Here is a 26,884-nt window from a genome sequence, read left to right as displayed (position 1 = left end):
CCCCCCGGGCGCCCCCCCCCCCCGGGGGCGCGGCCCGCGGGCCCCCCCCCCGCGGGGCCCCTGTTCCGGCGGACCCATTCCAGGGCGGCGACCTGGTCGGCCAGGCCAACATTGACGTCAAAGGTGCGCCCGGCAGTGGAGTAGGAACGGAAGTCCATAAACCCCAGGGCGCCCAGCCGGTAGTTCATCGAGACAAACAGCACGTTTCCCGCTGCAGCCAGTCCTGTGCCGTCGATCAGGTCCATGGCCGCTGATCCGGTTGTGAAAGCACCGCCGTGGATGAAAACCAGGACGGGCAGCGGAGCGTCTGCCGGGGCTGCGGGTGCAGCTATGTTGAGCGTCAGGCAGTCTTCACTCATCGGAGTTTTCGGATCCGCGCCCGGCAGGAGCCGGCGGACCCGCTGCGGTGCCCAGGCGCCAAAGCTGCCTGCGTCCAGGACTTCGCTCCGGCGTTCGGGCCGGAGCGGCAGCCTCAGCCTCAGGTCCCCTACCGGGGGCCGGGCATAGGGAATGCCTCTCCAGACCCGCGCGCTGCCCGTGTGCCGTCCGCGGACGGGCCCCTCGGTGGTCTGGACGGTGAGATCTGCTTCCGCGGTGGTAGTCGGCATGTTGGTCCTTTCACCAGTGCGGCCGGAACATGGCTTGAACGGTGCCGGGCACCTTCGGATACTAGTTCCCGGCCAGGGCGCAGACCATCCCCACGGTGAATACCAACCCGTCCTGCGCCGGGATCGGGCAGCGGGATGCCATGTGCACAGTTCAGCCAGCGGCAGAACAAGTCTCTTGCGGGACCATCAGTATGCTTATGCTTCCTGTACGACCCCCGATGAGAGGAGCAACATGGCACGCGTGGCAATTATTGGCGGACACGGCAAGGTGGCACTGCAGCTGGCAAAGGACCTCGCAGCGAACGGGCACCAGGTCTCCTCGCTTTTCCGGAACCCGGACCATGTGTCCGAGGTGGCAGCAACAGGCGCTGATCCGGTTGTGGCGGACGTCGAGAAGCTGGGCGCGCAGGAAATCGCTGAGCTGCTGGGCGGGCACGACGCCGTTGTGTGGTCTGCCGGAGCAGGCGGCGGTTCCCCGGAACGGACCTACGCAGTGGACCGGGACGCCGCCATCCGTTCCATGGAGGCAGCGGAGCAGGCCGGGGTGAAGCGGTACGTCATGGTTTCCTACATGGGTGCGGGCAAGGACCACGGCGTGGATCCGGAGAACGGCTTCTATGCCTACGCAGAGGCGAAGGCAGCGGCGGATGAGCATCTGCGCCGCAGCGGCCTTGACTGGACCATCCTCGGTCCGAGCGCGCTGACTGATGATCCCGGTACCGGACGCATCAGCACCGGCCCGGCCCAGGACGGGAGTGTTTCCCGTGCCGACGTCGCCGCGGTGGCGGCTGAGGTGCTGGAGCAGCCGGGGACGGTTGGCCAGTTCATCGAGTTCATCAACGGACAGACCCCGATCCGCGATGCCGTGAGTTCCCAGGCCACGGCCTAAGCGGGACTCAGGGCAAAGGGCGGGTTACGGCAGCATCGGCGCCGTACCCCGCCCTTTCCGCTGACCCGGCGGCTGTTCAGGCATCCCTGCGGGCTCCGGGCCCTGGCTCGACGGCGAACACCTCGGGGGCCGCGTAACCTGACCGCTCAAACGCACGCACCACGGCCGCCCCAATCCGCTCCGCTTCCGGCCGGCTGACCAGGGCTACGGCTGAACCGCCAAAACCGCCGCCGGTCATGCGCGCCCCGGCGGCCCCTGCCGCCATGGCCGTTTCAACCGCCAGATCCAGTTCGGGGCAGGAAACCTCAAAGTCATCCCGCAGCGATTCATGGCTGGAGGCGAGCACCTGCCCCAGACCGCGGATGGGACGGCCTGCTTCAAGATGCGCGACGGCGGTCAGTACGCGGGCATTCTCGCTCACTACATGCCTGGCGCGCTGGTAGGCCCTCCGGTCCAGCTGTGGAGCCGCCAGCACAAGATCCGGCAAGGTCAAATCCCGCAGCGACGCTACACCCAGGGCTTCTGCTGCCCGCTCACAGTCACCTCGGCGCTCGGCGTACCCGCCGGAGTCGTGGGCGTGGCTGACTTTGGTGTCGATGACCAGCAGGGCCATTGCCTCCTCCGCAAGGTCCAGCGGCACCAGCCGGCTCTCCCGTGAGCGGCAGTCCAGGAACAGTGCGTGGCCGGCCTCGGCAAGCAGCGACGCCGACTGGTCCAGTATGCCGGTGGGCGCGCCGGCAAACTCGTTCTCTGCCTGCTGGCACAGCAGCACCAGGTCCGGCACCTCTGATCCGCTGAGTTCCCGAACGGCCAGTGCAGCCGCACATTCAACCGCGGCGGATGAGGAGAGGCCTGCGCCGACCGGAACATCGGAGTCCAGCAGGATATCCATTCCGGGCACGTGTACTCCGCGCAGGCCGAAAGCCCAGTGCACTCCGGCCAGATACCGGCTCCAGCCGGTCAGTCTTCCCGGTGCCAGGTCCGTGACCCTGATTTCGGCAGGGTCCCCGGGCGCCGTGGTGGCGAGCCTGAGAAGTCCGTCCTGCCGCGGCGCTGCGGCTATCCGGGCCCGGCGGTCGATTGCCAGGGGAAAGACGAAGCCCTGGTTGTAGTCGGTGTGCTCGCCGATGAGGTTCACCCGCCCGGGTGCTGACCAGATGCCTGCCGCTTCATACCCGTAAAGGTTCCGGAACGCCGCTGCGGTGTTCATGATGGGACTCCTGCCGTACCGGCAATCGCCGCAGGGGCGGCATCCCGCAGCCGGGCAGCCGTTGCTTCCGGACTTACATCGGCAATGAAGGCTCCCATTGCGGCTTCGGATCCGGCAAGGTATTTCAGCTTGTTCTCCGCCCGCCGGGGAGAGGTCACCTGCAGGTGCAGGCGGTAGGTATCCCGGTCCGGATGGTTCACGGGTGCCTGGTACCAGGCCGCGATGTACGGCGTCGGCGTGGGGTACAGGGCGTCGATCCGGCGCAGCACATCCAGGTAGAGAACTGAAAGTTCTTCCCGTTCCGAGTCCGTGAGCGAGGCGAGGTCCGGAACCTGGCGGTGCGGCACCACGTGGACTTCGAGCGGCATCCGGGCTGCGTAGGGAACATAGGCGGTCCACCGGCGTCCGCGCACCACTACCCTGCTGCCCTCCTGCAGCTCCCGGGCCAGGAGGTCCTGGAACAGGTCTCCTCCGGTCTCAGCGTGGTACGACTGCGCCGACTCAAGCTGGCGCAGGGTCCTCGGCGCAGGGAAAGGGTAGGCGTAAATCTGCCCGTGCGGATGGTGCAGGGTGACGCCAATGTCAGCGCCGCGGTTCTCGAAGATGAAGACCTGCTCAACCCCGGGGACGCGGGAGAGCTCGGCAGTGCGGTGCGTCCACGCCCGGATGACCGTCCGTACCCGTTCCAGGGTCAGCCCGGTGAAAGAGGCCTGGTGCTCCGGCGCAAATGCCACAACTTCACAGCGACCAATTGCCAGCACCTCTGTGCCACCGGATTCGCCCGGGCCTGTGCCGGGCCCAAACGCCGGAAAGCGGTTCTCGAATACGGCGACGTCGTAGCCGGCCGCCGGGATTTCGGTCGCGTGGCCCGGGGCGGAGGGGCAAAGCGGACACTCCGAAGCCGGCGGCAGGTGGGTGCGCGTCTGCCGGTGCTCGGCATATGAAATCCATTCCCCCAGCAGGCGGTCATACCGCATCCGCGGTGTGCCGGGACGCGGGGGCAGCGCGCGGGTGTCCGGCGGCGGCACCGGGGCAGCTGAACTCGCGGTGCGCCCGGCGTCGAAAAAGTACAGCAGCTCCCGCCCATCGGCCAGGTGTGTGCGGAGGGGACCGGTCCCGCCCGGAAGATCCGCACCGGACGCAGCCGGAACCACGCTCTTAGCCCGTGATCTTGTACTTGGCGCGGTCCGCTTCGTCCAGGACCACCTGCTCTTCGGGGGTCATGGCGGATCCGCCGCGGCTCACCGGCACCCACCACGCGCCGTCGGGAGCCTTCTCGGGGTATGTGTCGATGCACTCGTCGATTCCTGCCTGCAGAATTTGCTGCAGGCGCTGTGTCTCCTCGGGAACCGAGGCAGCGGGATCGATCTTCAGCGGTTCGCCGATGTGGATCCGGACGGGTGTCTTCCAAACTGCCTTCAGGCTCAGCCCATGGCCGCGGGTGAGCATCCGGTGCCCTCCCCAGACAGATACAGGGATAATCGGAACGCCGGCTTCCGCTGCCATGCGGACCGCTCCGGTCTTCAGCTGCCGCACAGTGAAGCTGCGGCTCACACCAGCTTCGGGAAGGACCGCCAGATAATCGCCCTTGTGCAGCTTCTCCACGGACTCGGTGTAGGCCGCTGCACCGTTCGAGCGGTCCACCACCACATGCTCGCACCAGTCGCAGACAGCCGCCACGAACTTCTTGCGTGCAGCCTTCTTGGTGACCAGGTAGCGCATGTGAACCTTGAGCTGCTTCCACAGCAGGTATTCGGCGAAGACAAAGTCCAGGTAGCCGAAATGCGTGATCGCCACGACGGCGCCCTTGCCCGGCTCCACCTTTCGGTCCAGTCCCCGGACAACTCCGTCCGTGGGCAGGTGCTCAAGTCCGGAGGCAATGACCTTGACCCGGAAGAGCTTCACCGCTGCTACACCAGCGAAAACGATGGAGCGGTAAACGTACTTGTTAGGCCGGCGTTTATGGGGCACGGTCGACTCCTTGGCTGGGGACGGGACAGCACTGGCAGTTTATCGCCTGCACGGCGCTGCCCGGTAATACCTCCGGCGGCCGGGACTACGGGTGGCCCTGCCCGGCGGCTGTTCCCCGGACCAGCAGGTATTCCCAGTCCATTTCAATGCCGCCGCTGGTATTGCGGGCATGGCGTTCGGCCAGTGAGGACAGTTCCCGGTCCAGCGCGGCGCTGCGTTCAAGGTCCTCCCCGATCCCGCGGTAGACCCCCACCACCGGACCAAAGTTCGCCTTGAAGAAGTCCCGGAAGTGCTCGGGGTTCTCGAACCTGTCCACGGTGACCATCTGCTTACGGCTTTGCCAGTCCTCGAGCGCGCCATCTTCAAAGAGGCCGGCAACGTAATCCTCCCGTCCCCACATCGGCGGGCCGGGGACGGCCGTCTGCGGGGGCTGGTAGTCGCGCATGATCGCGATCAGCTCACCGACGAATCCCTCCGGTGTCCAGTTCAGCAGGGCTATGGTTCCTCCCGGCCGGCAGACCCGCAGCAGCTCTCCCGCAGCCACCCGGTGGTTGGGCGCGAACATCACGCCGACGCAGGAGATGACGGCGTCGAACGTGCCGTCCGGGAAAGGCAGGTCCTCGGCGTCGCCCTGCACCCAGTCCACTTCCACGCCCTGGTCACCGGCAATCCCCCGGCCAGCCGCAAGGAGTTCAGGGGTAAGGTCCAGTGCCACCACGCTGGCACCTGCAAGGGCTGCGGGGATGGATGCGTTCCCGGTTCCGGCTGCCACGTCCAGAACGTAATCGCCTGGCCGAATGCCCGCCTCAGCAGCCAGGACCGCACCGAGTTCGGGAACCACCTCGCCGGCAACGCTTTTGTAGTCGCCCATCGCCCACATCCGGCGGTGCCGGTCCTTAAGCTCATCGAACGGGTCGGGGCGGGGCTGGGGTGTTTCCATGGCTGCTTCTCCTGGGCCAAGCAATCCGGGCAGGACCTTCAAGGTCCGTTCCGGCCATTCTGATCTTGCCGCGGGGGGCTGTAAAGGCGTGCGAACACCTTCGGCGCAGCACCTGCGCTGGCTATCGTTAGGTATGGCCCTCCCGGATGGCGATGTTCCCAAGGCGTCCGACGGCGCCGGCTACGGCACTGCCGCCCCGCCGGCGGCGGAACTGGATTCGCAGATTGGTTCCATCGACTGGGCAGTCCTGCCTCCGGGAGCGGTGCGGCTCAGCCTGGACGTACCCAGCGGAAAGCTCGCAGCGTCCGCCATGGGTGAGCATGGCAGGACGCCGGTGGTCCTGGTACCCGGGGTGATGGGCTCCAAGGAAGACTTCTCGCTGCTGATGCCGCTGCTGGCTGCGCAGGGCTACTACGCCCTGGCCTATGACCTGGCCGGCCAGTACGAGTCAGCTGGGGCCGGTCCGGAAAACCTTTCTCCGCCACGTCAGCATTACGACTATGACCTGTTCGTGGAGGATCTGCTTTCCGTCCTGGAACGAATGGGCGAACCGGTCCACGTCCTGGGCTATTCGTTTGCCGGAGTGGTTGCTGAACTGGCCCTGCTGCGGCGGCCCGAGCTGTTCCGGACGCTGACTCTGATGAGCGCACCCCCAGAGCCGGGATTGGCCTTCCGCTCCGTCAGCATCCTGGGGCCGTTCTCCCCTCTCGTTTCCGGACCCGTGAGTGCGGACCTGATTGTCTGGGGTGTGAAGCGGAACTTCGCCCGGGTGCCGCCGTCCAGAATGGATTTTGTGCGCCGGCGCTTCCGGTACACACGCAGGCAGTCCATCCGGGACATCATTACCCTGATGCGCCACGTCCCGGATGTCCGTTCCGAGCTGGCGGCCCAGCCGCTGCCGAAGCTGGTGGCCGTCGGTGAACATGACGTGTGGCCCAACCGGGTCCACGCCGGGTTTGCCCGGGCAATCAAGGGGCGTCTGGCGGTGTACCGCGGCGGGCACAGCCCCTGCGAGACGGCGCCCAACCAGCTGGCCCGGGACCTGCTGGCCCTTTACGCGGACGCAGCTCCACCCGCGGGCCCGTAGGCACCGCCGGGCCGGTGCCCTTCCTGCCATTCCCGCCGCAGCCTGCGCCGTGTCAGCGGGCCCTGCTGGCGGAAGTCCGTGGCGAACGTTGTCCAGGCCATGGAGAGCCGCCGCCCAAGCCCGGACCAGCTCTCGAGCGGCCGGGCAGATACTCCCACCCGGAGCGAATCCACCCAGAGAACATTCATGTCCGGTGCCACCTGCCAGCTCAGGTCCAGGTCGTCGTGGATCCTGGAACTGGAACGGTGCACTCCTTCGCGCATGCGTTTCCACATGGCTGCGGGGAGGGCGAAGTTGGAACCGAAAATGGGCGGATGACCCATCAGCAGGTTCATCGACCAGCGGTAGCCGGCTATGTAGAGGTGTTCCGCGATCCACCGGGTGAGCCCGTTTCCGCCGTAGAAGTTCCCGGGACCGGTAACGACGGTGAGTGGACCGGACGCTTCCACCAGGGCTTCAATCCGCTCCAGCCAGTCGGGCGGGGGCACCGAGTCCGCGTCCAGCCTCGCCAGCAGTTCGCAGCCCGCGGCGTCGAAGCCGCAGGCCGTAGCTGCGGCAACCCCGGGAAGAGACTCCGCTACCCGGCGGACACCGGCTGCCTCGCAGATCGCCGCTGTATCGTCTGTGGAATCGTTGTCCACGACCACAATTTCGTCCGGCGTCCGGGTCTGCCGGGCCAGTGCGGCCAGGCACTGCTCGAGGAAGGCGCCGTCGTTCCGCGCGGGTATCACTACTGAGATGGTTGCCATATCCCCTGCCCTCCGGCCTACGCAATCGTCCCATTGCCGGCGCCGGGGGTGGAAGGCGGACTGCCCGGTCAAGACCGCCGGGGCAGCAAAAAGGGCCGGCGGCTGCCGGCCCTTTCCAGGTTGTATCCGCGCCTAGAGCGTGATGGTCACTTCGTCGTAGTCGTAGCGGGGCAGGCGGTCGAACCAGGGGTTCTCTCCCGGCTTGCCCACATTGACGACCATAAAGGTGCGGCGGTTCGTGCCCGCGTGGAATTCGGCGTCGATCCCGGCGGCGTCGAAGGCGCCCATCGGACCGGCTGCAAGGCCGACGGAACGGACAGCCATGATGAAGTAGGCGGCCTGCATGTGGGCGTTGTTGTTGCCCATGATGCTGCGCAGTTCGGCATTGCCGTCGAACATGGCCTTGCGGTCGGCCGCGTGCGGGAAGAAGGTCGGGAAGCCTTCGTGCCATTCGGTGTCGAAGCTGAGCACGGCTACTGCCGGAGCGGAAGCGGTCTTGGCCTGGTTGCCTTCGGCCATGTGCTTGACCAGGCGTTCCCTCGCTTCCGGGGAATTCACCCAGGTAATGCGCATCGGCTGGATGTTCATCGAGGTGGGACCCATCTTCGTCAGTTCGTAGATGGCCCGCATCTGCTCTTCGGTGACGGGTTCAGAGGTGAACGTGTTGGCGGTGCGTGCTTCCAGGAACAGGGTGTCGAGGGCTTCGCTGTCAACGACGAACTGATCCTGGCTGGTCTGGGTAGTGCTGTTGCTCATGGAGACACTTTCTGGTTGGCGAAGTTACCGGAGATTGTTAACACCGCTAACTGCATTCCGCTTCCCAAAAGTGAACGTGATGGTCCTCACACTCAGGCGTCCGGCAGGTCCATCTTTCTTCGGCTCGGCTGTACCCGCGGCGGTTCACCGGGCATCTTCGGGTAATCCGGGGGAAAGGGGAGCTCCCCCAGTCCGTTGTCCAGATCCCGCTGCCACCACTGCAGCAGGGTGTCGATGCTGCCCTGCCGCTCGCCGAACTCAGCCCACGGGTCCCCGGTCTCAGCCAGCCTTTCCGGGACGGTTGCCACCGTGAAGGCGCGGGGATCCACGCCCTCCAGCTCCTCCCAGGTGATAGGCGTGGAGACGGGCGCGTGAGGCAGTGCGCGCGGGCTGTAGGCGCCCGCCATGGTCCGGTCCCGGTTGGCCTGGTTGAAGTCCACGAATACCTTCTCGCCGCGCTCCTCCTTCCACCACGACGTCGTTACCTGCGCTGGCATCCGGCGCTCAAGTTCCCGGGCGGCGGCAATTACCGCGTGCCGGACGTCCTGGAATTCACGTACCGGCTCAATCGGGGCGAAGACATGCAGACCGCGGTTGCCGGAGGTCTTAATTAAGGCTTCCAGTCCTGCCTCGGCCAGCACTTCGCGCAGGGCAACCGCGGCGGGTACCGCGTCGTCGAAATCGGTGCCGGGCTGGGGGTCCAGGTCAATCCGGAGCTGGTCCGGGTTGTCCGGGTCCCCGGCCAGGGAGGGCCAGGGGTGGAACACCACGGTGTTCATCTGCACTGCCCAGACAGCTGCCGCCGGTTCGTCAATGACTAGCTGGGGGTGGGACCGGGCACTGGGGTAAACGACCATCACGTCACGGACATAGTCGGGGGCGCCCTTGGGCGGGTTCTTCGAGAAGAACTGTTCTCCGTCAATGCCGCCGGGGAAACGCTGGAGGGACAGCGGCCGGTCCCCGTTCGCAGCTGTGAAGGCCCCGCCCACGGCCACCATGTAGTTGGCAAGGTCCAGTTTGGTGAAGCCGGACTCCGGCCACAGCACGCGGTCCGGACTCGAGATTCGAACCTCGCGGACACCGTGGGGTCCGGGCACGGAAAGGGTAGTTGCTTTGGCCGCCATGCAGGCAGGCTACCCGCTGCCTGCCGTGCTGTCAGCGGCGGCTGACGAACCGTCCGTGCACAAAGTGGTACAGGACCATCGCTGCAGCTACGACGGCGGTGAGCACCGCGTACATCCCGGAGAGGCCGGTCAGCGGGATGAGCAGTCCCAGCAGGAAGGGGCCCAGGCCAATACCCGCGTCGAGAATCAGGAAGAAGGTGGACGTCGCGATGCCGATCCGGTGGTCCGGGGCCACGGTCACGGCGATCGCCTGGGCGGTGGGCATCAGGGCTCCGAAGCCCATTCCCACAAACGCTCCGGCCAGGGCCAGCACCGTGGTGTTCGGCGCCCACGCCAGCAGTCCCAGTCCAACCGCGAAGGAAGTCAGGATGGGATACACCACGGCGTTGTCCCCTCGTGTGTCCTGGAGCCGTCCAACGACGAAGCGGGAGATGAACACAATTCCGGCGTAAATCAGGAAGAAGGCCGACGCCGCTGCCACCATGTCCTTCTCCTGTGCGTAGGAGTTCAGGAAGGTCAGCACTCCCGAGTAGGCGACGCCGGCCACCAGCATCACCGATGCGACTGCCGCTGCGCGCGGTTCAAAGAAATCCGCCGGCCGCATCCGCCACTTTGCCGCGGTCTCGGCTTCGGTGAGTGTCCGTTCGGGGAGTTTGAGCGCCAGCGCTGTCAGCAGGGACGCGGCAGCGCATACCGCAGTGACCATGTACAGGACGTCATAGCTGGTGCGGTCCACCAGGAGCACGGCCAGGAAGGGTCCGGCGGCGGTCGCCAGGGTGCTTGAAATTCCGAAATAGCCTGTTCCCTCGCCCCGGCGCCCGGCGGGAATCAGTCCCATCACGGAGGCCGAGATGGCCGTGCTAGCCAGCCCAAAGGCAGCGCCGTGCAGCACGCGGATGGTGATCAGGACCCCCAGGCTGCCTGCCGGAATATAGAACAGGGCGGCCACGGTATAGAGCAGCAGGCCAATCAGCAGCATCCTGCGCCGGCCGACAAAGTCGAGGAACTTCCCGGCGAAGATCCTTGCCACGAGCGCGCCGAGCACAAAGGAGCCGGTGGTCAGGCCTGCAGCGGTGTCCGAGGCCCCGAACCGCTCCACCGCATAGAGGGCCATGGATGTCATCAGCAGGTAGAACACCAGGGAGATGAAGAAATTGACGGCGATCGCCAGGCTGAAGGCCTTGGTCCACAGCGGCCGGGGAGCGGCGTCGTTCCCGGTCCGGCCCCTGTCCACGGGCAGTTCGCTCCTGTCCGCCTGTTCGTGCTGTTCGCCTTCTTGCGGCAATTTACGCTCCGTTTTCCGTTTCTGTCCCCCGTTAGGCTGCCTAACCCAACTACCTAACGCTACGCCGGTGAACTCCGGGGGCGGAATTGATTTCGGCGGTGCAGGGCCCGGTCGCACCCCGGAATTACGGGGTGATTCCGGGGATTCCCTTCCCTGCCGGTGTGGCCAAGCGCATACTTTCTCACACGCCGGCTTGTACCGGACCCGGACAGTATTGGAGATGATCGGCTATGCCCACCCAGATGAATCCCTACCTGAGTTTCCGTGACAACGCGGCAGAAGCCATGGCCTTCTATCAGGATGTTTTCGGTGGAACTCTCGAGAGCTCCACGTTTGGTGAGATGAATGCCAGCGAGGACCCATCCGAGGCCGGCAAGATCATGCATTCCTCCCTGACAACGGACAAAGGGTTTGTCCTGATGGCCTCGGACACGCCCAACAGCATGAACCTGGACGAGGGCAGCAGCTATTCGATCTCACTTAGCGGGAACAACGGCGATGAGCTGCGCGGCTACTGGGACAAGCTGCTCGACGGCGGCCAGATGACTGTGCCGCTGGAGCGCGCTCCGTGGGGCGACGTGTTCGGAATGCTGACCGATAGGTTCGGCACCAGCTGGATGATCAGCATCGAAGACAGCGGCTCCTAAACCCCGCACGGACGGCCGGAACTACGGGATCCGCGTTCTGCCTTCGACGGCGCTGCGCAGCGCCAGCGCCGCAACCGCGCCGCCGATAGCCGCGTAGAGGGCTTCAAGGGGCTGGAACTCAATGACGGCGACTTCCCAGATCTCCAGTCCGACCAGAGCCGCGCCTGCTGCTCCGGAGACCACCGGGGCGGCCGGATGCCGCAGCAGCTGAAGGGTTCCGGCGGCCAGATAGCCTCCCCCGCAGCCGACTCCCAGCAGCAGCCCGGGAAGGCGCCAGTTCCGAAACGGGGTCCTGCGCAGGACCTCAGGACCGGCATGCAGGAAGGACCCGTCAGGCCGCGCAGCCAGCAGCGCCCCGGAGACGAGGGCAGCCGCACCCGTGCTCAGTTCCAGGCCGATCAGCAGCTTTTCGACCCGGGTGAAGCCTTTGGATTCATGCATTCTTTCCTCTGCTGTCCTGCCGGTGTTCGCGGTGTTCCCGGTGTTCCCGGTGTTCGCGGTGTTCCCGGTGTTCCCGGTGTTCCCGCCGGTCCGTGCCGAACGATGTACCCGCCGGTGTCCCAACCCGTGTAACCGGCCTACCGGCAGTATCCAGCGTGCCGACGTCGTCGTCCAGCCTTGTTCCGGGCAGGTGCCGGGGCGGAACGCGTAAGCTCAGGACATGGCCAGATACTTCGATGTTCACCCGGATAATCCCCAGCCGCGCACCGTCAGCCAGGTTACGTCTGTGCTCCGGGACGGCGGGCTGATCGCCTACCCCACCGACTCCTGCTATGCCCTGGGCGCCCAGATCGGCAACCGCGACGCCCTGGACCGGATCCGTGCTATCCGGGAGCTGGATTCCAAGCACCATTTCACCCTGATGTGCCGTGACTTTGCCCAGCTGGGCCAGTTTGTCCAGGTCAACAATGACGTTTTCCGGGCGATCAAAGCGGTCACACCGGGCAGCTACACGTTTATCCTGCCTGCCACCAAAGAGGTTCCGCGCCGCATGCTGCACCCGAAGAAGAAGACCGTGGGTGTCCGGATTCCCAACAACAAGGTGGTGCAGGCCCTGCTGGAGGACCTCGGCGAGCCCATCCTCTCCAGCACACTCCTGCTCCCCGGACAGGAAGAGGCCCTGACTGAAGGCTGGGAGATCCAGGACCTTCTGGGCAATCAGCTGGACGCAGTTGTGGACTCAGGTTTCTGCGGACCGGATCCAACCACCGTCGTCGACTATTCAAGCGGTGTGGCCGAAGTTGTCCGCGTCGGCACCGGGGACCCGTCCAGGTTCGAATAGGACCCTGCTGCGCGGCAGTGTCATGGTGTGGACGGCCGGTTTCGTGCCCCGCTGTTGACACCGGCTCAGGCGTGCCGAAAGGGTGAACCCACTTGATTGGGGGGAATGCGTCACCACTCGCGCACTCTGAGACGGGAAACCACAAATGAACAAGGGAAAACTGACAGTAACGACGGCGATACTGGGCGGACTGATCCTCTCCGGCTGCAGCGGCGGGGCCGGATTGGCAGGCGGTCCACCGGATCCGGGAGCAGAACCTGCTGCTTTGGAACAGGCCGGCAACAAGAAGGACCATGGTCCCGGGAAGCCACGTCCGGACAAACCGCAGGCGGCCAAGAACATCATCCTGATGGTCGGTGACGGCATGGGCACGGCCCAGCGCAATGCCATCCGGCTCTCCCACGTGGGACTCACCGGCGAACTGGTGATGGATTCGCTCCCCGAGCTGGGGCTGGTGCACACCAATTCAGCGGATCCGGAAACGTTCGTCACCGACTCCGCAGCAGCGGCCACCACCATGTCCACCGGAGTGAAGACCTACAACGGTGCCATCGGCGTCGACCTTAACGGGGTTCCGGTGCCCACGGCCCTGGAGATCGCCACTGCCCTCGGCAAATCCACGGGGCTGGTGACCACCGCGCAGGTCACGGACGCCACGCCGGCCGCGTTTGGTTCGCACGTCGCAGACCGCGGGGAGCAAAGCGAGATCGCACGGCAGTTCCTCGAATCCAGCCGGCCCGATCTTATTCTCGGCGGCGGCGAAGACCACTGGTATCCGGTGGGAAATCCGGGGAAGTATCCGGACAATCCGCCCGAGGATCCTTCGGAAGAGAGCACCGGAACCGTCAATTTGGTGGAGCAGGCGCAGGCAGACGGTTACGAATATGTCTGGGACGAAGCCGGACTCCTGCAGGCACAGGGACCCAAGGTCCTGGGCCTCTTCGCCAATGAGGAAATGTTCCAGTACGGAGACGATGTCGAGGAGGTCTACGAACCGAACGTTCCATTGACCACGATGACTCAGAAGGCTCTTGAGCTGCTCTCCTCCCCCGCATCGCAGGCACGCCACGGCGGTGGGCACGGTGGCGGACCCGGTGGCGGCGGCACCGAGGGTGAAGGATTCTTTCTCCTTGTCGAGGACGAAGGCATCGACTCGATGTCCCACGTCAACGATGCGGCCCTGACGATCAAGGCAGGCATAGCGTTTGAACAGTCCGTAGCTGTCGCCCGGGACTTCGCTGAAGCTGACGGGAATACCCTGCTGATCGTGGTCGGTGACCATCAGACCGGCGGCATGACGATCGAGGCCTTCAACGACACTGAAGACGAGTCCGGGGTTGGCATCTCAGCCGAAGACGGTCCGCTTCCGGTTGCGAATTCGGACCAGGTCTTTTCCGTGGACTGGACTACCGACGGGCACACTGCCCTGGACGTTCCGCTGACCGCCATGGGTCCGGGTTCGGAGAAACTGGGCGGGTTCTACGAGGACACGCACATTTTCGACGTGATGGTTGAGCAGATGCGCGCCGGGGTCCAGCGTTCCGGGCTGGACCTGCAGTCGCACCGCGGCGGACGCGGTGAGTATACGGAGGAGTCGCTGGCAGCCTTCCGGCATTCGCTTGAGCTTGGCGTGAGCACACTGGAACTGGACACCCACCTGAGTGAGGACGGCGCCGTCGTCGTCTGGCATGACGACGTCATCCTGGACACCAAGTGCCGGGATACCGAACCGGCGGCTGCCAACGATCCGGACTTCCCCTACGTTGGCGACAGGGTCACTGAGCTCACCCTGGCGCAGCTGAAGACCCTCGACTGCGGCTTTACGCAGCTGCCGGGATTCCCCGAACAGCAGGTTGTGGAGGGAAACAGGATTGCCGAGCTGAAGGACGTATTCGCCCTGGCCCGTGAGCTGCGGGCGCGGTCTGTCGGCTTCAATATCGAGACCAAGGTCGAGGAGGGCCGGGCCGGCGGTCCCGGGATGGAAGCACTGACCCGGGCAGTTGTCCGTGAAGTTCGGCGGTCCGGTATGGCGGACCGTGTGACCATCCAGTCCTTCGACTGGTCGGCCCTGAACCTGGTGGGCCGTCTGGCTCCGCGGCTGGATCGGGTGGCTCTGGTAGCCGACCCGGCCACCCTGGAAATCGGCCAGCCGGGTGCTGCTCCGATCCTGGGCGGCATCGACATTGACGATTACGACGGGTCAGCGGTGAAGGCTGCCGCAGCTCAGGGGTATGACGTGATCTCTCCCATCTACACCTCCGTTACCCGGCAGATGGTTGCCGAGGCGCGGAAGGCCGGACTGAAGATCGTTCCCTGGACGGTCAATGAGCCGGCCACGATGAATTACCTCATCGACCTTGGTGTTGACGGCATCATTACCGACTACCCCACCCGGCTCCGGCTCGTTATGGAGCAGCGCGGGATTCCGCTCCCCCGGGCTTACAGGGGTTCGTGACGGTCCGCTTCCACTGACCGGGAGTTTTCCGGTCCGGACGACGACGGCGCCTTCCGCACCCTGCGGAAGGCGCCGTCGTCGTTGTGCTTGGAGCCTTAGTGCTTGGAGCCTTAGTGCTTGGAGCCTTCTAGACTTGAGAGCGACCCGTCCGCACCATCGAAGAAGTTCTGAATGTCCCGAGGGAAGCATCATCCGCCGCGTCCGAAACCTGCCAACAGTGAAGATTTCCTGATTGCAGCGGATTTGAAGAAAGAACGCGGCTGGACTGAAACACAGATTAAAACGTTTTTGCCGGAACCTGACCGTACTGCCCGGAATCCGTTTTCCCGCAAAGCCGCTCCGATGAAGCTCTATTCCCGGAAACGTGTTGAAGCTGTTGAAGCCACTGATGAATTCCGGAAGGCCCGTGAAGCCTCGCGCAAGCGCCAGCTTGCTGCCCGGGAGCGTGCTCTTGCCAAGAAAAAAGAAGCTGTTGCTGCTGCCCAGGCATTGGAGCTGCGGATAGTTCCTGAGCCATGGGATGAGGTTCAGCAGAAAGCCCTGGATCATTACAATTCCCGGTTGCGCCGCAGCCAGTCTCCTGCCGGTCCGAGGACTTCGCAGGCCCGGCGTGACCGGATGACTGTGAATTACCTTCGGCACAAACAGACTTCCTATGAAGAGGAGCTCAAGGAATTCAAGGGTGTGGTTGGTGTTGGTGAAGCGTATTTGATTGTGCGGAACCGCATTCTGGATTTGATTGCCGAGACCTATCCGCCTTTGCGTGCTGAATGTGAGCGTCAGAAGTTCGATGCTCCGGAGCTGCCTGACGGGGTTGTCCTTTAGGTTTGCAGTCGCCCCGGGAAAATCGTTTGTGGGCAGGCAGCCGGTGGTGGCTCGGGGCATGGAGTTCTGCGGCTCAGCGTCCGCCCGGCCCGTGTACCGGCACCTAAGCAGTTCTGTTTCCGGGCAAATTCTGTCAGCAGCCTCCGCTAAGGCGGCCGCTACCGTCCACTCACGGCCCGACACCGTTCTTTTCTCAGTGCTCACGCAGGCCGGTTCACCTCCCGTAGCCTGTGTCGACCGCGCCAGTAAAAGCGGGTAACTGACCGGTAATTGGTGGTCCTGAAAAGGGCTGTTTTTGGGCTCGGAATGTCAGTGGCAGCTGAAAGAGTTAGGGGTATGAACCGTTCCTCGGGCACCGCGTTCTCCCAGTCAACTGACCGGGATCGGAGCGGTGTGCCGGGTGCTGGGCCGGGGGTGGAAGCGGGTGTTGAATCAGGGGTTGAACCGGATGCCGAGTCCTCTGTCTTGCCGGGTTCCGGCGCCTCGCCTGGGCCTCATCCTGGAAGCCAGTCTGGGCCGCAACCCGGGAACCCCTCTGGCCCGCAACCCGGGAACCAGTCTGGCCCGCATCCCGGGTTTTCGCGCGGACCGGGACCTGCCGGCTCGTCTGGGCCTCATTCCGGGAACCCGTCCGGGCCTCATTCCGGTTTTTCGCGCGGACCGGGGCCCGCCGGCTCGTCTGGGCCTCACCCCGGGAACCAGTCTGGGCCGAATCCCGGGTTTTCGCGCGGACCGGGACCCGCCGACTCGTCTGGCTCGCATTCCAGGTTTGGTGTTCCTTCCGGTGCAGTGTTCTGTGCCGATCCTGCCTTGGCTGCTGACACCCCGGTGGAAGCGCTTCCTGAGGGATTTGCTGGCAGTTTGTCGTTTCATGGCGCCGAGTCCTTGGGCTATGACGAAACCGTGTCTGCTCTGCAGCGTCTGGGGATGCTGGTCTCCTGGGCGCAGGCTCAGCAGGCACGTGTTGCCGCCCGGTTGGAGGTTCTCTTCGCCCGGGACATCGCCGATGCCTCAGGAAGGGAAGAACCAGCACTGGCCATGAGCCTTGCGGCAGCGGAAGCATCGGCTGTCTTGAACATCCCGCATATGACCGCGATGCAGCTCATCAGTGAATCCTCCCGCCTCTGCGCCGACGCCCCGGAGACTCTGACCCGTCTGGCAGAGGGGAAGATCGCACTCCAGCACGCCCGGATCATCCTCGAGGAAACCCATAACCTCCCTACAGACGTCTTGGGGGTCCCGGAAGGTGAGTCCGGGCCAGGTGCCGCCGACGACCGGGCGGGGGCAGATGCCGGTGGCAACCAGTCAGATGCGGGCCAGCTGGACCTCGGACTCAATATGGGACCCGGCGGTGGAGTTGGCGAGGGAAATGGGGACGGGGCTGACGAGGGAAATGAGGACAGGGCTTCGGGATCAGCCTCCAATGGAACAGCGTCGGTCGACGGGGCCGGAACCGGAGGTGCCCTGGCAGGTGCCGATTCACTGACTGTGCGTGGCGCGTTCGAACGCGACCTGCTCACCGAGGCTGAGGGCAGGACTGCTGCCGGGTTCGGCCGTCGGGCCCGAAGGCTCCGGGAGTCCCGGTTCCCGGATCTGATTCCGGTCCGGCACCGTGAGGCGAAGGACAAACGCCGGGTGATGTTCCAGCCCCTGCCCGACGGGATGTCCTGCCTGAGCGCGATCATCGCTGCGGAGAAGGGCCAGGCCATGTTCGCAGCCCTCACCAGTGCCGCCAAAGCCGGCAAACGAGCCGGCGACCCGCGAACCATGGACCAGCTCCGCGCCGACGCCCTCACCGAACTGCTCCTCGAAGGCGAACCAGTACCCACAACCACGGGCCCTGGTTCTGGTCCGGGTACTGCAGCGAGCAGTCAGGACGAGTCTGGCACCGGCACTCCCGCCAGCGATCGCTGCGACTGCCGCGGTGCCACTTCCACTGGCACTGCCACTTTCCCCGGCTCAAGCACCGGCGGTCACACTGGCACTGGCACTCGCACTGGCACCGGCCATGGCGATGGCCGCGGCCGCGGCCGCGGCTCCCGCGGTGCCGCTTTCTCTGACACAGGCACCGGCACTGGTGTTGGTGTTGGTACCGTGGGCGGCACCGCACGGGTGAAGCCCCTAGACACTCCTACCGAGGTCGGAAGCGAGACTGCGACCGGGACCGGAACTGAGACTGAGACCGGTCCCGTTCCCGATTCCAGTGGACCGCTGGCCTCCACCCCTCGTACGAACCCGGAACCGAAACGGCCACGCCGGGCCGAACGGCACCGGAACCGGAACCGGTCCAAAGTCCGCACCGAAGTCATGGTCCTGATCAACGCTGACACCCTGGCCGGACTCGACGAGAACCCTGCTGAACTCAACGGCTACGGACCAATCAGTGCCGACACCGCACGGACCATGATCCTCGAGGCCCTGCACTGGACACCCCTGCTCCAAGACCCGGCCACCGGTGAAATCCTCAACGTGGGTCGAACACGCCGTATCCCCGCAGGACTCAAACGCTGGCTCCAAGCCCGGGACGGAACCTGCCGCTTCCCCGGCTGCTCAGTCAGCGTCACCCATGCCGAGATCGACCACACCATGCCCTTCTCCCACGGCGGACCAACAGACCATACAAATTTGGAACACCTCTGCCCCAAACACCACCGCTTCAAAACCCTCGGCCACTGGAAAGCCCGCCAACCCGAACCCGGAACCATCGAATGGGAGTCACCGACGGGACGTACCTACACAACTGACGCTGCCCTGGATTACATGCCACGGGCCAACAGCGCGAGATTCCAGGAGAGAGCTCAGAACGGCCCCGCCGGAGGCGGCTCCGATTCGGGCGGCTGGTACGGATTGGGGGACGTCGCTGCCGGCGGCGTCAGGGCCCGGGGTGTGGGTGGGGGTAGAGATGGTACAGACAGATCCCGCACGGCCCGACAATCCGATGACGCCGACTCCCTGGCCAACGACCCGCCGCCCTTCTGATCTCTGGTCAGTCAGTGGCCAGGCACCGTGCCGGGCTTGTGTGCATGCCGGAGCCACACATCGTGCTGGGCTAGTGGACAACCGGAGCCACACGTCGTGCCGGGCTTCTGAATCGCCGGGCCAAGCATCTTTCCGGCTCTCGGCCGTCGTGTGCCCACAACCGTTCCGCACCAACGCCATGGAACCCCTCAGCGGCACAAACATCCGCCCTCAACGTCTGGCCTGTCACCAGAGCAATCGTCCCTGTTTACCGTCCGAACAGCTTCGCCAGCCAGCCCGCACTCTCGGCCTTGGGGGCAGGTGCCTTGCGGTCACAGGTGCAGCGGTCCGACTTCGGAATGTTCCGCATGACGTCCTGCACATGGTTTCCACAACCTGCCCAGGTCGACTTTCCGCAGCTACGGCATTTCACGGCACGGCACATGGTTTTTCTCCTCGTATGGGTCGACTGCCGGATCTTTACCCGGCAACGCACCCATCATCCGCCATACCCCTAGGGGTATGCAAATTACCCACCGGGGTATACCATTGAGGGAATCGTGCCGGCATCGGCACACCGCGGCACAGGAGAAACCATGCAGCTCGACAGCGAAGACACGACGCCGATCATCAACCGCCTCAAGCGCGCCCAGGGACAGCTCGCAGCCGTCACACGGATGCTTGAAGAAGGACGGGACTGCAAGGACATCGTCACGCAGCTCTCTGCCGTATCCAAAGCGATTGACCGGGCAGGATTCGCAATCATCGCTTCCGGACTCGAACAGTGCCTCACAAGCGAAGACCCCACCCTGGACCGCAAAGAGATGGAAAAGCTGTTTATGTCCCTCGCCTAGAGCGAATAACGACGGCGGCGGGGGCACCAAGGGCGATATGCACCTCGGTGACCCCGGTTCCGCACAGATCCCGCGCCGGCATCCGCCAGCTCAGCTAGAAGATCACCACAAACCTCATCAACGCGTCATAGAGCTTCGAACTCATCGGCTCATCGGGACCCATCCCCTGACGGTCCCGAAGAGCCACATCCGGATGGTCAGTAATGATGCCGTCAACACCATCCCGCAGCATGCCCCGGATGGCATCGGAACCATTCACAGTCCACACATAGACGTCTTTGCCGTCCGCCCAGGCAGATTCACGAACCGCATCGGTATACGAGGCTTCCTCCACAACAATGAAGTCCGCGGTAGTCTGCGGAGCTGCGACACCGGCCACCGCAAGGGTCAGACCCACATACAGCTCAGGGCGCAAGCGCTTCAGTTCCTCAGCCTTCTCCTGGCTCAGCGAGTGGTAGATGTTCTCGTGCAGAGCGTCCAGCGATTCAAGCTCGGCAACCAGGCGTTCAACATAGTCGTCAGTTTCACCGCCGTGCAGCTTCAGCTCAATCAGCAGCGGCTCACCAATCTCCTGCGCAGCAAGAATGTAGTCCCGCAGCGACGGAATCGAATCGGTGTGGCCAAACTGGTCATGAACAGTCACGGACGTGAGCTCGGCAAGGGTCAGATCCCCAACGGCCTCATTCCGGCCGGCCAACCGCTGCAAATTCGCATCATGCATCACAACGAACTCACCATCCGAGCTCTGCATAACGTCCATTTCCACCAGATCGGCCCCAACCGCTTCGGCAGCACGCAATCCGGAAACCGTGTTCTCCACTCCCCCGCCGCTGAATCCGCGGTGCCCCAAAACCAGCGCTTCGGGAACGTTGCGCAGCCCTTCCATCACGGGAAGATTCAGGACACCCAGAATCAGGGCAGGTACGACGGCGACAGCCGCCACCGCGGCACGCCCAGGATTTCTCCGCCGTCCGCGCAAGCGGCTGCGATCGCCGCTCCTGTTGTAGACCGCACCTCTTCCACTGTCGGACAAAACGGCAGTCAACTGCACATCCGAAGGAAACAGAGGCACGCTTCGCTCAGTCAGCTCGAGGAGCATACCCGCAACAAAGAGAACAAAACTGCCGGCAATCACCACCCCGGCAACCTGGGCAGCACCAAGGCTGAAAGCGGCAACTCCGGCAGCGGCCCGAGGTAACACCAGATCGGCAGCAAGGGTCGGAAGCAGCGTCAGGAACACCAGGAGAGCACCCGCGAGCAGGCCGGCCAGAACCGCTGCGGCACCGCCCACCAGCAGTGCCGGCGTCGTCCGCCCGGTCACCCGCCAGCTCAGACGCATCGCCCTGCCGCCGGGAACACCACCCACGGCAAACAACGGAACCGCCAGGGAATAGCGCAGCGCAAGGGTTCCGACCACAACAAGGAAGGACACGTAGGTAAGCGTCCCCGGCATCGACTTGAGCATCTCCCCGGACACGAAGTTGGGGATGGAGATTGAATGAGTCAGGACCGAAAAGAAACCCGCCTGAGTCAGAGGTACGGCCAGGAACAGGTACGCACCGAGAGGCAGCGAACCCGGACGCAGCAGCCGGCCTATCAGGGGCCGGCAAATCCGCAGGAGCACGGCAGGACGCAGGCTCCCCCCGGCACGGACCTGTGCAGCGGCAACCACCAGCACACCTAGCTGCAGCGAAACCGTCAACAGGGCCAGCACACACAGACCCACAAGCCAGGCCAGCGAAACCCGGTTCCCAAGCATCTCCGAAATCCCGGCCGAGTTCACGGCCTGGGCACCTGTGGATGCAAGAGCCTGTGTGAACATCCAGTGGATCAGCGGGGAAACCAGCAGCAGTGGCAGCGCCTGGGTGGCTGCATAGACGGCGACCAGCCGCCAGCCGCCCAGCTTCAGCAGGTCCCGTCCGGCTCGCAGAAGACCGGGCAGGAGCGAACGGAAGGCGAGAGCAGGAGGGAGCTCCTGCCGTCTTCCGCGCCGGGACTCGCTACTGGGCGGAGTGGTGCCCTCCGGCAGGATGGAGGCCTGCAGACTATTCGGCATGGACACTGCTCCCGGCAAAACTCAGATTCAAAACCAGACGCAACGGATTATTTCCCGGCACGGTTGCGGACCTTCCGGTAAGGGTGGGTATCAACTTTGGTGGTGAGATCCGTAATCACGTCCTCATAGGAGCGGTTACGCCGGGCCGCAGCCATCATGCCCTTGGTGGTCTTCGCCGCGCTGCGCAGGTTCATTGGCCGGCCGGCTACGCCATAAAGAAGCAGGGCCCAGTCCGGAAGCAGTGAAAGGATGCCGTCCTGGATGACGATTCCGGTCCAGACCTTAACCGGGTTACCCCGCAGGGAGGGCTTGCGGATTGCCTGGCTGACCTCCGCAGCAGGCAGGCACAGGGCCAGCCAGTGCCGCTGGTCATCGATGTATTTCTCCAGCTCGACGTAGGTTGCCGGCAGCCGCGCCGGATCGATCCCCACCAGTTCGGCGGCGATATGCTGCTCCACAACGAACTGGTCCTGCTCCTGAACTGAAAGCTTTGGGCCGAACGCATCGGCAGCCCGCAGAACTGCATACACCAGGGTGTTGTGGGTCCAGTCCATCCAGTCCGCAGTCTCGGCGCGGAGAGTCTCTCCGGTGACCGGATCCTGCCAGTTCGCATGCTTGTGCATTCCACGAACAGACCGCGCAGCGGCGTCGGCGTGGGCCTTGTCCCCAAAAATGGTGGTGTCGATGTACTGTCCCGTGCGCTCGCCCCGGGCCACAGGATCCTGGCCTGCGGCACTGACCGCAGTGAACAGCCTCATCATGCTGGGATTCAGCGCCTGCAGCAGGAGGGCAGCGATCCCGCCCAGTTTGGACGACGGATCTGAGTACAGCCGCCAGCTGATGCTATCCGGACCGAAGTATCCGAAGTCCTGGCGGGGCTGGTCAGTGGGCCGGGCTGTCTGTGTCACTTTGGCTCCTCACGCAACGGTCGGCCGGTATTTGGTGGCCAGTCAAACTTGGACAGTATCCAAGTTGCGTTGAGTATATAAGCTGCGTCACTTCCGGTGCGTCATGATGGCGACACAATCGTCAGACCCGCGGAAACGGGCCGGACACTACTGTCGGCTAAAGGCCTCCGCCTTCTTCGTAGGTCCGGCCACCAGGAGTTCGTCGCCCTCCTCGATCAGCAGATCGGGTTCGGCGAACTGCCACTCGCCGTCGGACTTGCGGACAGCAACAATTACGACGCCGTACCGCCGCCGTACCTGGGCCTCATAGATGGTGGAGCCGGCCAGAAACTGCCGCGGCGACGTCTCGATGACGGCAAAATTGCCGCCCAGCGGGATGTAGTCCAGCATGCTTCCCTGCACCAGATGCGCCACCCGGCGGCCCATATCCTTTTCCGGGAAGATGACGTGGTTGACGCCGAGCTGATGCAGCACCGTGCCGTGTGCTTCGCTGACGGCTTCCGCCCAAATCTGCGGCACGCCGAACCGCAGCAGCAGGGAGACGATGAGGATGCTGGCACCGATATCCTGCCCGATAGCCACCACAACCCGGTTGAATTCAGGAATCGAGAGCTGCCGGAGAACATCCTCCTGCGTGGCATCGGCCATCACCAGGTAGGTCAGCCGCCCGTCCAGGCTCTGCACCACCTGCTGTTCCCCGTCGACCCCCAGCACGTCGATACCGCTGGCCATGAGTTCCAGGGCGAGTGACTGGCCAAACCGGCCCAGGCCAATCACCGCCACGGCATCGGATTCGCTGATCCGCGCTGATTCCCTGCCGGAGAAAACACTGAGCCTAGCCAATGATCGGCCTTTCCTCGGGAAGTCTGTACTTGAGCCTGCGCTCCTGGAGAGCCAGGGCGGAAGCAAGCAGAATGGGCCCAAGCCTGCCTGTGAACATGAGTACCACCAGGATCAGCTCCCCAGCTACCGGCAGAGCCGAAGAAACCCCTGTGGAGAGCCCGACTGTGCCGAACGCGGAGACGGTCTCGAACAGCAGGCGGTCCATGGGGTAATCCGTCATGGCCATCAGTGCCGCGGTGGCGGAGACGATCAGTCCTGCGGCGACCAGCACCACCACCAGTGCCTGCCGGGCGGTGTAGGCAGGAAGCGTCTTGCCCAGCGCCGTCACCTCCGGGTTGCCGCGGGCTTCAGCGACAACGGCGAAAAACAGCACCGCGAAGGTTGTCACCTTGATTCCCCCGCCGGTTCCGGCCGGCGCAGCACCAACGAACATCAGGACATCCATGCCCAGCCAGGACAACGGGTCCATTTGGGATACGTCCAGGGAACTGAAACCTGCGGTTCGGGTCTGGACCGACATAAAGAACGCCGCCAAAATGCGTTCCGGTCCGGACAGTGCCCCCAGCGTCTGTGGATTGCTCCATTCGCACAGGGCAATGAAGACGGTGCCGGCCGGGAGGAGGATCAGGGTCCCCCACAGGACCAGCCTGGTGTTGACGCTCCACCGGAGCGGTTTCCCCCAGGCACGGCGCAGCTGAATAAGCACTGGAAAACCCAGCCCGCCGATGATCACCGCTGCGGCCAGGGGAAGGCAGATCAGCGGATCGGACGCATAATCCTCGAAGTTGCGGGGGAAGAGTGAAAAACCGGCATTGTTAAACGCCGAGACGGCATGGAAAACCCCCAGCCACAGAGCTTCCCCCGGGTCCTTTCCGTAACCGAGCCAAAACCGGAGCGCCAAAGCGAGGGCTACCATCGCTTCGGTGGCGAGTGAGATCCGCACCACGCCGGCAATCACCCGCGGGGTTCCGTTCAGGTCCTGGCTTCGGTTCTCCGCAATCGCCTGCAGCCGCGACCGGAAGCTGAACCGGCCTATGACCGCCAGGCCCACAAGGGAGGCGAACGTCATGACGCCCAGCCCGCCGATTTGGATGAGCACGAGAATCACCACGTGCCCGAACGTGGACCAGTAGATGTGGGTCTCCACCACTGACAGGCCCGTTACGCACAGGGCTGAGACCGCGGTGAACAGTGCATCAGTGAAGGAGGCACTGCCGGCAACGGCATCCGAGGCAGGCAGCATCAGCAGTCCCGTTCCGCAGAGGGCCGCGGCTACGAAACCGAGGAAGACCACCTGTGAAGGACGCGAGACCCGTCCGCGGCGTCCCGGCCCGGTACGCTCAGGCACACATCGACAGTACGCCGGGGCTTCATTCCCGGTCACCGCTTCGGCTGCGGAAAGGCCGCTGCCGCCGCGATCAGCGGGATCCCTGAGCTCTTCCCCTGCCTGGCTGCACTGCCGGACTGGCCCACAGCGCCACATGGACCCTGGTACCGCGCCGAACCAGACCACGCGGGCCTGCTGCAGCCATCATGGCCTCTGTCGCTTCCGCGCTGGCCGCGAACCGCTGCAGGGAAAGGGCAGCCGGTGCCGCGCGTGCTCCCTGCAGCGTGGTGGCCCACCACAGTCCGGTCAGCGGAGTCCCGGGAAAGGGAACCTGCACCAGTTCCGCGGCTTCAAGTTCCCGGCGGACTACGTGTGCCACGGCCAGCATGATTCCCTCCCCCGCTCTCACCGCCGCCAAGGACGCCGCTTCACTGTCCAGCTGGACCAGCTCCGGCATCACCGGAAGCCTGGCCATCCAGCGCTGCTCTTCCCCGGTGGTTTCGGACAGCGGTCCGGTAAACCAACGCTGCGAAAGCACAGCAGCGGGGTGCCGCCCGGCCCGGTGCACGGCTAGCGGATGGCCGGGATGCGCCACAAGAACGCGGTGGTAGCGCAGGAACGGTACCGCCTGCATCCCGGAACCGGCGGGGCGTGCCCCCAGCGCGACGTCGTAGGCACGTTCTTTCAGGAGGGCGCCGGAGTCGGCGGCAGAATCAACGACGACGCGCGGGGCCGGCCCGGGCGCGCGCCGGGCAAAGGCCTCAAGCAGCCGTCCGGCAGCATGTTCGGCAAATGCCGGCGTAGCCAGCACCCGCAGCTCATCACCCGCCCGCGATGCCAGGGCCACTTCCCGGCGGGACTGTTCCACCAGGCCGACGATTTCCTGGGCATACGCGGCAAGGGCCCGGCCGCCGGCGGTGAGCGCGATGCCGCTGCCGGACCGGACCACCAGTGCGTCGCCCAGGTCTCCGCGCAGTGAGGCAAGTGCACCGGAGACCGCCGGTTCGCTGACTCCGAGCTCCTTCGCGGCCTCCCGAACCGAGCCCAGACGTGCCACCAGCGCAAAGGTGCGCAGCTGGCTCAGCGTCATCGGCACGGCATCATAACCTTTCGCTTAGGTGGATATTGACACCTCCGGAAGCCGACGGCAACCTTAGCCAGACCAGCCTGCTGCAGGTTCGCCGCGAGGTGAGCTGCACCGGGCGCAGCATCGGTTATCAAAGGGGATATCGTGCAGATACCCGCTCCATTTGACTACGCCCGCGCCACCGACGTGGCAGACGCCGTCGCACTGCTGGACCGCTATGGCCCGGAGTCGCGGATTGTGGCCGGAGGCCACAGCCTGCTGCCCATGATGAAACTGCGTCTGGCCCGGCCCGAATGGCTCATCGACATCAATGACCTGTTCGAACTGGACTACATCGTGAGGGAAGGGCAGTGGCTAAGGGTTGGAGCCCTGACCCGCCACAACACGCTCCTGGACTCCCCGGCTGCTGCGGAGCTCTTTCCGATCATCGCGGAGGCAGAGCGCACTATTGCGGATCCGGTGGTCCGAAACCGGGGCACGATCGGCGGTTCACTTTGCCAGGCGGACCCGGCGGAGGACCTCTCCACGGTCTGCTCAGTGCTTCGGGCGGAGGTGGTGCTGCGCGGCCCGGGAGGAAGCCGCACCCTGTCCATGCCGGAATTCCACCGCGGCCCGTATGAAACCGCTGCCGCCCCCAACGAAGTTCTCTGCGAAGTTCGTTTCCCAATCCTCCCGCGGCAGGGCAGCTCCTACGAGAAGGTTGAACGGCGGGTGGGTGACTGGGCAATCACCGCAGCCGGGGCCGCGGTGTCGCTCTCACCCGACGGGTCCGTGAGCCAGGCCTCCATCGGACTGACCGCTGTAGGGCTGGACGGCACGGCGGCAGAAGCCGAGGCTGTCCTGACCGGACAGCGTCCCGAACCCGGTCTGATTGCGGAGGCCGCCCGGCTGGCTGCCGAGGCCTGCAACCCCGTGGCAGACCAACGCGGGCCCGCTGACTACAAACGCCACCTTGCCCGTGAACTCACCACCCGCGTGCTCACGCGCTCCTGCGAACGCGCCGCACTCCAGGAGGACTAGGCC

24 protein-coding genes are annotated in these 26,884 nt (G+C 64.8%); 9 read left to right on the top strand and 15 right to left on the bottom strand.

The features are described from left to right. On the bottom strand, nucleotides 1-608 hold a 608-nt coding region (locus TVC13_RS10225; RefSeq protein WP_422401106.1), incomplete at its 3' end, for a carboxylesterase family protein. 232 nt (nucleotides 609-840) lie between these two features. Between TVC13_RS10225 and TVC13_RS10220 the strand changes: the two genes are divergently transcribed. Continuing rightward, nucleotides 841-1,497, top strand: coding sequence for an SDR family oxidoreductase (locus TVC13_RS10220; RefSeq protein WP_422401105.1), 657 nt, complete (start codon nucleotides 841-843; stop codon nucleotides 1,495-1,497). 76 nt (nucleotides 1,498-1,573) lie between these two features. Here the strand turns inward: TVC13_RS10220 and galK are convergent, their stop codons facing one another. The 4 genes from galK to TVC13_RS10200 form a co-directional block, all read right to left on the bottom strand. Further along, the gene (gene galK / locus TVC13_RS10215) at nucleotides 1,574-2,707 is read right to left on the bottom strand and encodes a galactokinase (protein ID WP_422401104.1); all 1,134 of its coding nucleotides are present in this window, start codon (nucleotides 2,705-2,707) and stop codon (nucleotides 1,574-1,576) included. Further along, complete coding sequence (galT, locus tag TVC13_RS10210) at nucleotides 2,704-3,861, bottom strand: galactose-1-phosphate uridylyltransferase (RefSeq protein ID WP_422401103.1); 1,158 nt, start codon at nucleotides 3,859-3,861, stop codon at nucleotides 2,704-2,706. The genes galK and galT overlap by 4 nt, the downstream gene beginning before the upstream one ends. Before the next feature lie 4 nt (nucleotides 3,862-3,865). Next, entirely contained in the window at nucleotides 3,866-4,678 is an 813-nt protein-coding gene (locus tag TVC13_RS10205; protein ID WP_422401102.1) for a lysophospholipid acyltransferase family protein, read from the bottom strand. An 85-nt stretch (nucleotides 4,679-4,763) separates the two neighbouring features. After that, nucleotides 4,764-5,618 (bottom strand): class I SAM-dependent methyltransferase, encoded by an 855-nt coding sequence (locus TVC13_RS10200; RefSeq protein ID WP_422401101.1) that lies wholly within the window; start codon nucleotides 5,616-5,618, stop codon nucleotides 4,764-4,766. Between the two features lie 133 nt (nucleotides 5,619-5,751). On the opposite strand from TVC13_RS10200, the gene TVC13_RS10195 reads away from it, so the two are divergent. Then, nucleotides 5,752-6,705, top strand: coding sequence for an alpha/beta fold hydrolase (locus TVC13_RS10195; RefSeq protein WP_422401100.1), 954 nt, complete (start codon nucleotides 5,752-5,754; stop codon nucleotides 6,703-6,705). On the opposite strand, the gene TVC13_RS10190 is transcribed toward TVC13_RS10195, so the two are convergent. From TVC13_RS10190 to TVC13_RS10175, 4 genes are all read right to left on the bottom strand, one after another. Then, nucleotides 6,672-7,454, bottom strand: a complete 783-nt coding sequence (locus TVC13_RS10190) for a glycosyltransferase family A protein (RefSeq protein ID WP_422401099.1) — start codon at nucleotides 7,452-7,454, stop codon at nucleotides 6,672-6,674. The two genes, TVC13_RS10195 and TVC13_RS10190, sit on opposite strands and share 34 nt — an antisense overlap. Nucleotides 7,455-7,586: 132 nt before the next feature. Then, nucleotides 7,587-8,210 (bottom strand): malonic semialdehyde reductase, encoded by a 624-nt coding sequence (locus TVC13_RS10185; protein ID WP_422401098.1) that lies wholly within the window; start codon nucleotides 8,208-8,210, stop codon nucleotides 7,587-7,589. Between the two features lie 92 nt (nucleotides 8,211-8,302). After that, nucleotides 8,303-9,334 (bottom strand): non-homologous end-joining DNA ligase, encoded by a 1,032-nt coding sequence (ligD, locus tag TVC13_RS10180; RefSeq protein WP_422401097.1) that lies wholly within the window; start codon nucleotides 9,332-9,334, stop codon nucleotides 8,303-8,305. A gap of 31 nt (nucleotides 9,335-9,365) precedes the next feature. Next, nucleotides 9,366-10,619: an MFS transporter gene (locus TVC13_RS10175; RefSeq protein ID WP_422401096.1), complete on the bottom strand. Its 1,254-nt coding sequence runs from the start codon at nucleotides 10,617-10,619 to the stop codon at nucleotides 9,366-9,368. Nucleotides 10,620-10,849: 230 nt separating this feature from the next. Here TVC13_RS10175 and TVC13_RS10170 point away from each other — a divergent pair, with 230 nt between their 5' ends. Then, nucleotides 10,850-11,266 (top strand): VOC family protein, encoded by a 417-nt coding sequence (locus TVC13_RS10170; protein ID WP_422401095.1) that lies wholly within the window; start codon nucleotides 10,850-10,852, stop codon nucleotides 11,264-11,266. A 21-nt stretch (nucleotides 11,267-11,287) separates the two neighbouring features. On the opposite strand, the gene TVC13_RS10165 is transcribed toward TVC13_RS10170, so the two are convergent. After that, nucleotides 11,288-11,707, bottom strand: coding sequence for a hypothetical protein (locus tag TVC13_RS10165; protein WP_422401094.1), 420 nt, complete (start codon nucleotides 11,705-11,707; stop codon nucleotides 11,288-11,290). A gap of 220 nt (nucleotides 11,708-11,927) precedes the next feature. Here TVC13_RS10165 and TVC13_RS10160 point away from each other — a divergent pair, with 220 nt between their 5' ends. The 5 genes from TVC13_RS10160 (at nucleotide 11,928) to TVC13_RS10140 (ending at nucleotide 19,640) form a co-directional block, all read left to right on the top strand. Further along, nucleotides 11,928-12,548, top strand: a complete 621-nt coding sequence (locus tag TVC13_RS10160) for an L-threonylcarbamoyladenylate synthase (protein WP_422401093.1) — start codon at nucleotides 11,928-11,930, stop codon at nucleotides 12,546-12,548. Nucleotides 12,549-12,693: 145 nt separating this feature from the next. Then, nucleotides 12,694-15,003: an alkaline phosphatase gene (locus TVC13_RS10155; RefSeq protein WP_422401092.1), complete on the top strand. Its 2,310-nt coding sequence runs from the start codon at nucleotides 12,694-12,696 to the stop codon at nucleotides 15,001-15,003. A 171-nt stretch (nucleotides 15,004-15,174) separates the two neighbouring features. Continuing rightward, entirely contained in the window at nucleotides 15,175-15,828 is a 654-nt protein-coding gene (locus TVC13_RS10150; RefSeq protein ID WP_422401091.1) for a hypothetical protein, read from the top strand. 903 nt (nucleotides 15,829-16,731) lie between these two features. Then, the gene (locus tag TVC13_RS10145; RefSeq protein ID WP_422401090.1) at nucleotides 16,732-18,807 is read left to right on the top strand and encodes a DUF222 domain-containing protein; all 2,076 of its coding nucleotides are present in this window, start codon (nucleotides 16,732-16,734) and stop codon (nucleotides 18,805-18,807) included. 575 nt (nucleotides 18,808-19,382) lie between these two features. Next, complete coding sequence (locus tag TVC13_RS10140; protein ID WP_422401089.1) at nucleotides 19,383-19,640, top strand: metal-sensitive transcriptional regulator; 258 nt, start codon at nucleotides 19,383-19,385, stop codon at nucleotides 19,638-19,640. 94 nt (nucleotides 19,641-19,734) lie between these two features. Here the strand turns inward: TVC13_RS10140 and TVC13_RS10135 are convergent, their stop codons facing one another. The 5 genes from TVC13_RS10135 to TVC13_RS10115 all read right to left on the bottom strand — a co-directional run bounded on the left by TVC13_RS10135 (nucleotide 19,735) and on the right by TVC13_RS10115 (nucleotide 25,864). Next, nucleotides 19,735-21,696, bottom strand: a complete 1,962-nt coding sequence (locus TVC13_RS10135; RefSeq protein WP_422401088.1) for a glycerophosphodiester phosphodiesterase family protein — start codon at nucleotides 21,694-21,696, stop codon at nucleotides 19,735-19,737. A gap of 47 nt (nucleotides 21,697-21,743) precedes the next feature. Then, nucleotides 21,744-22,604 (bottom strand): oxygenase MpaB family protein, encoded by an 861-nt coding sequence (locus tag TVC13_RS10130; RefSeq protein ID WP_422401087.1) that lies wholly within the window; start codon nucleotides 22,602-22,604, stop codon nucleotides 21,744-21,746. Between the two features lie 147 nt (nucleotides 22,605-22,751). Next, nucleotides 22,752-23,447, bottom strand: a complete 696-nt coding sequence (locus TVC13_RS10125; RefSeq protein WP_422401086.1) for a potassium channel family protein — start codon at nucleotides 23,445-23,447, stop codon at nucleotides 22,752-22,754. Continuing rightward, entirely contained in the window at nucleotides 23,440-24,795 is a 1,356-nt protein-coding gene (locus tag TVC13_RS10120) for a TrkH family potassium uptake protein (protein ID WP_422401085.1), read from the bottom strand. The genes TVC13_RS10125 and TVC13_RS10120 overlap by 8 nt, the downstream gene beginning before the upstream one ends. Before the next feature lie 70 nt (nucleotides 24,796-24,865). Continuing rightward, on the bottom strand, nucleotides 24,866-25,864 hold the full coding sequence (locus TVC13_RS10115; protein WP_422401107.1) for a LysR family transcriptional regulator: 999 nt from the start codon (nucleotides 25,862-25,864) through the stop codon (nucleotides 24,866-24,868). A gap of 141 nt (nucleotides 25,865-26,005) precedes the next feature. Between TVC13_RS10115 and TVC13_RS10110 the strand changes: the two genes are divergently transcribed. Beyond that, a complete protein-coding gene (locus TVC13_RS10110; RefSeq protein ID WP_422401084.1) occupies nucleotides 26,006-26,881 on the top strand; it encodes an FAD binding domain-containing protein in 876 nt (291 codons plus the stop codon). The last annotated feature ends 3 nt before the right edge of the window (nucleotides 26,882-26,884 follow it).

The organism is Arthrobacter sp. 3Tela_A (assembly GCF_049311025.1).
Classification (GTDB): domain Bacteria; phylum Actinomycetota; class Actinomycetes; order Actinomycetales; family Micrococcaceae; genus Arthrobacter_B.
This window is presented reverse-complemented; position numbering and strand designations above follow the sequence as displayed.

What these genes read in the sequence shown, in the direction of transcription:
- TVC13_RS10220 (WP_422401105.1), top strand. Translation starts at nt 841, where the DNA reads ATGGCACGCGTGGCAATTATTGGCGGACACGGCAAGGTGGCACTGCAG.
- galK (WP_422401104.1), bottom strand. Translation starts at nt 2,707, where the DNA reads ATGAACACCGCAGCGGCGTTCCGGAACCTTTACGGGTATGAAGCGGCA.
- TVC13_RS10200 (WP_422401101.1), bottom strand. Translation starts at nt 5,618, where the DNA reads ATGGAAACACCCCAGCCCCGCCCCGACCCGTTCGATGAGCTTAAGGAC.
- TVC13_RS10195 (WP_422401100.1), top strand. Translation starts at nt 5,752, where the DNA reads ATGGCCCTCCCGGATGGCGATGTTCCCAAGGCGTCCGACGGCGCCGGC.
- TVC13_RS10190 (WP_422401099.1), bottom strand. Translation starts at nt 7,454, where the DNA reads ATGGCAACCATCTCAGTAGTGATACCCGCGCGGAACGACGGCGCCTTC.
- TVC13_RS10185 (WP_422401098.1), bottom strand. Translation starts at nt 8,210, where the DNA reads ATGAGCAACAGCACTACCCAGACCAGCCAGGATCAGTTCGTCGTTGAC.
- ligD (WP_422401097.1), bottom strand. Translation starts at nt 9,334, where the DNA reads ATGGCGGCCAAAGCAACTACCCTTTCCGTGCCCGGACCCCACGGTGTC.
- TVC13_RS10170 (WP_422401095.1), top strand. Translation starts at nt 10,850, where the DNA reads ATGCCCACCCAGATGAATCCCTACCTGAGTTTCCGTGACAACGCGGCA.
- TVC13_RS10165 (WP_422401094.1), bottom strand. Translation starts at nt 11,707, where the DNA reads ATGCATGAATCCAAAGGCTTCACCCGGGTCGAAAAGCTGCTGATCGGC.
- TVC13_RS10160 (WP_422401093.1), top strand. Translation starts at nt 11,928, where the DNA reads ATGGCCAGATACTTCGATGTTCACCCGGATAATCCCCAGCCGCGCACC.
- TVC13_RS10155 (WP_422401092.1), top strand. Translation starts at nt 12,694, where the DNA reads ATGAACAAGGGAAAACTGACAGTAACGACGGCGATACTGGGCGGACTG.
- TVC13_RS10150 (WP_422401091.1), top strand. Translation starts at nt 15,175, where the DNA reads ATGTCCCGAGGGAAGCATCATCCGCCGCGTCCGAAACCTGCCAACAGT.
- TVC13_RS10140 (WP_422401089.1), top strand. Translation starts at nt 19,383, where the DNA reads ATGCAGCTCGACAGCGAAGACACGACGCCGATCATCAACCGCCTCAAG.
- TVC13_RS10135 (WP_422401088.1), bottom strand. Translation starts at nt 21,696, where the DNA reads ATGCCGAATAGTCTGCAGGCCTCCATCCTGCCGGAGGGCACCACTCCG.
- TVC13_RS10115 (WP_422401107.1), bottom strand. Translation starts at nt 25,864, where the DNA reads ATGACGCTGAGCCAGCTGCGCACCTTTGCGCTGGTGGCACGTCTGGGC.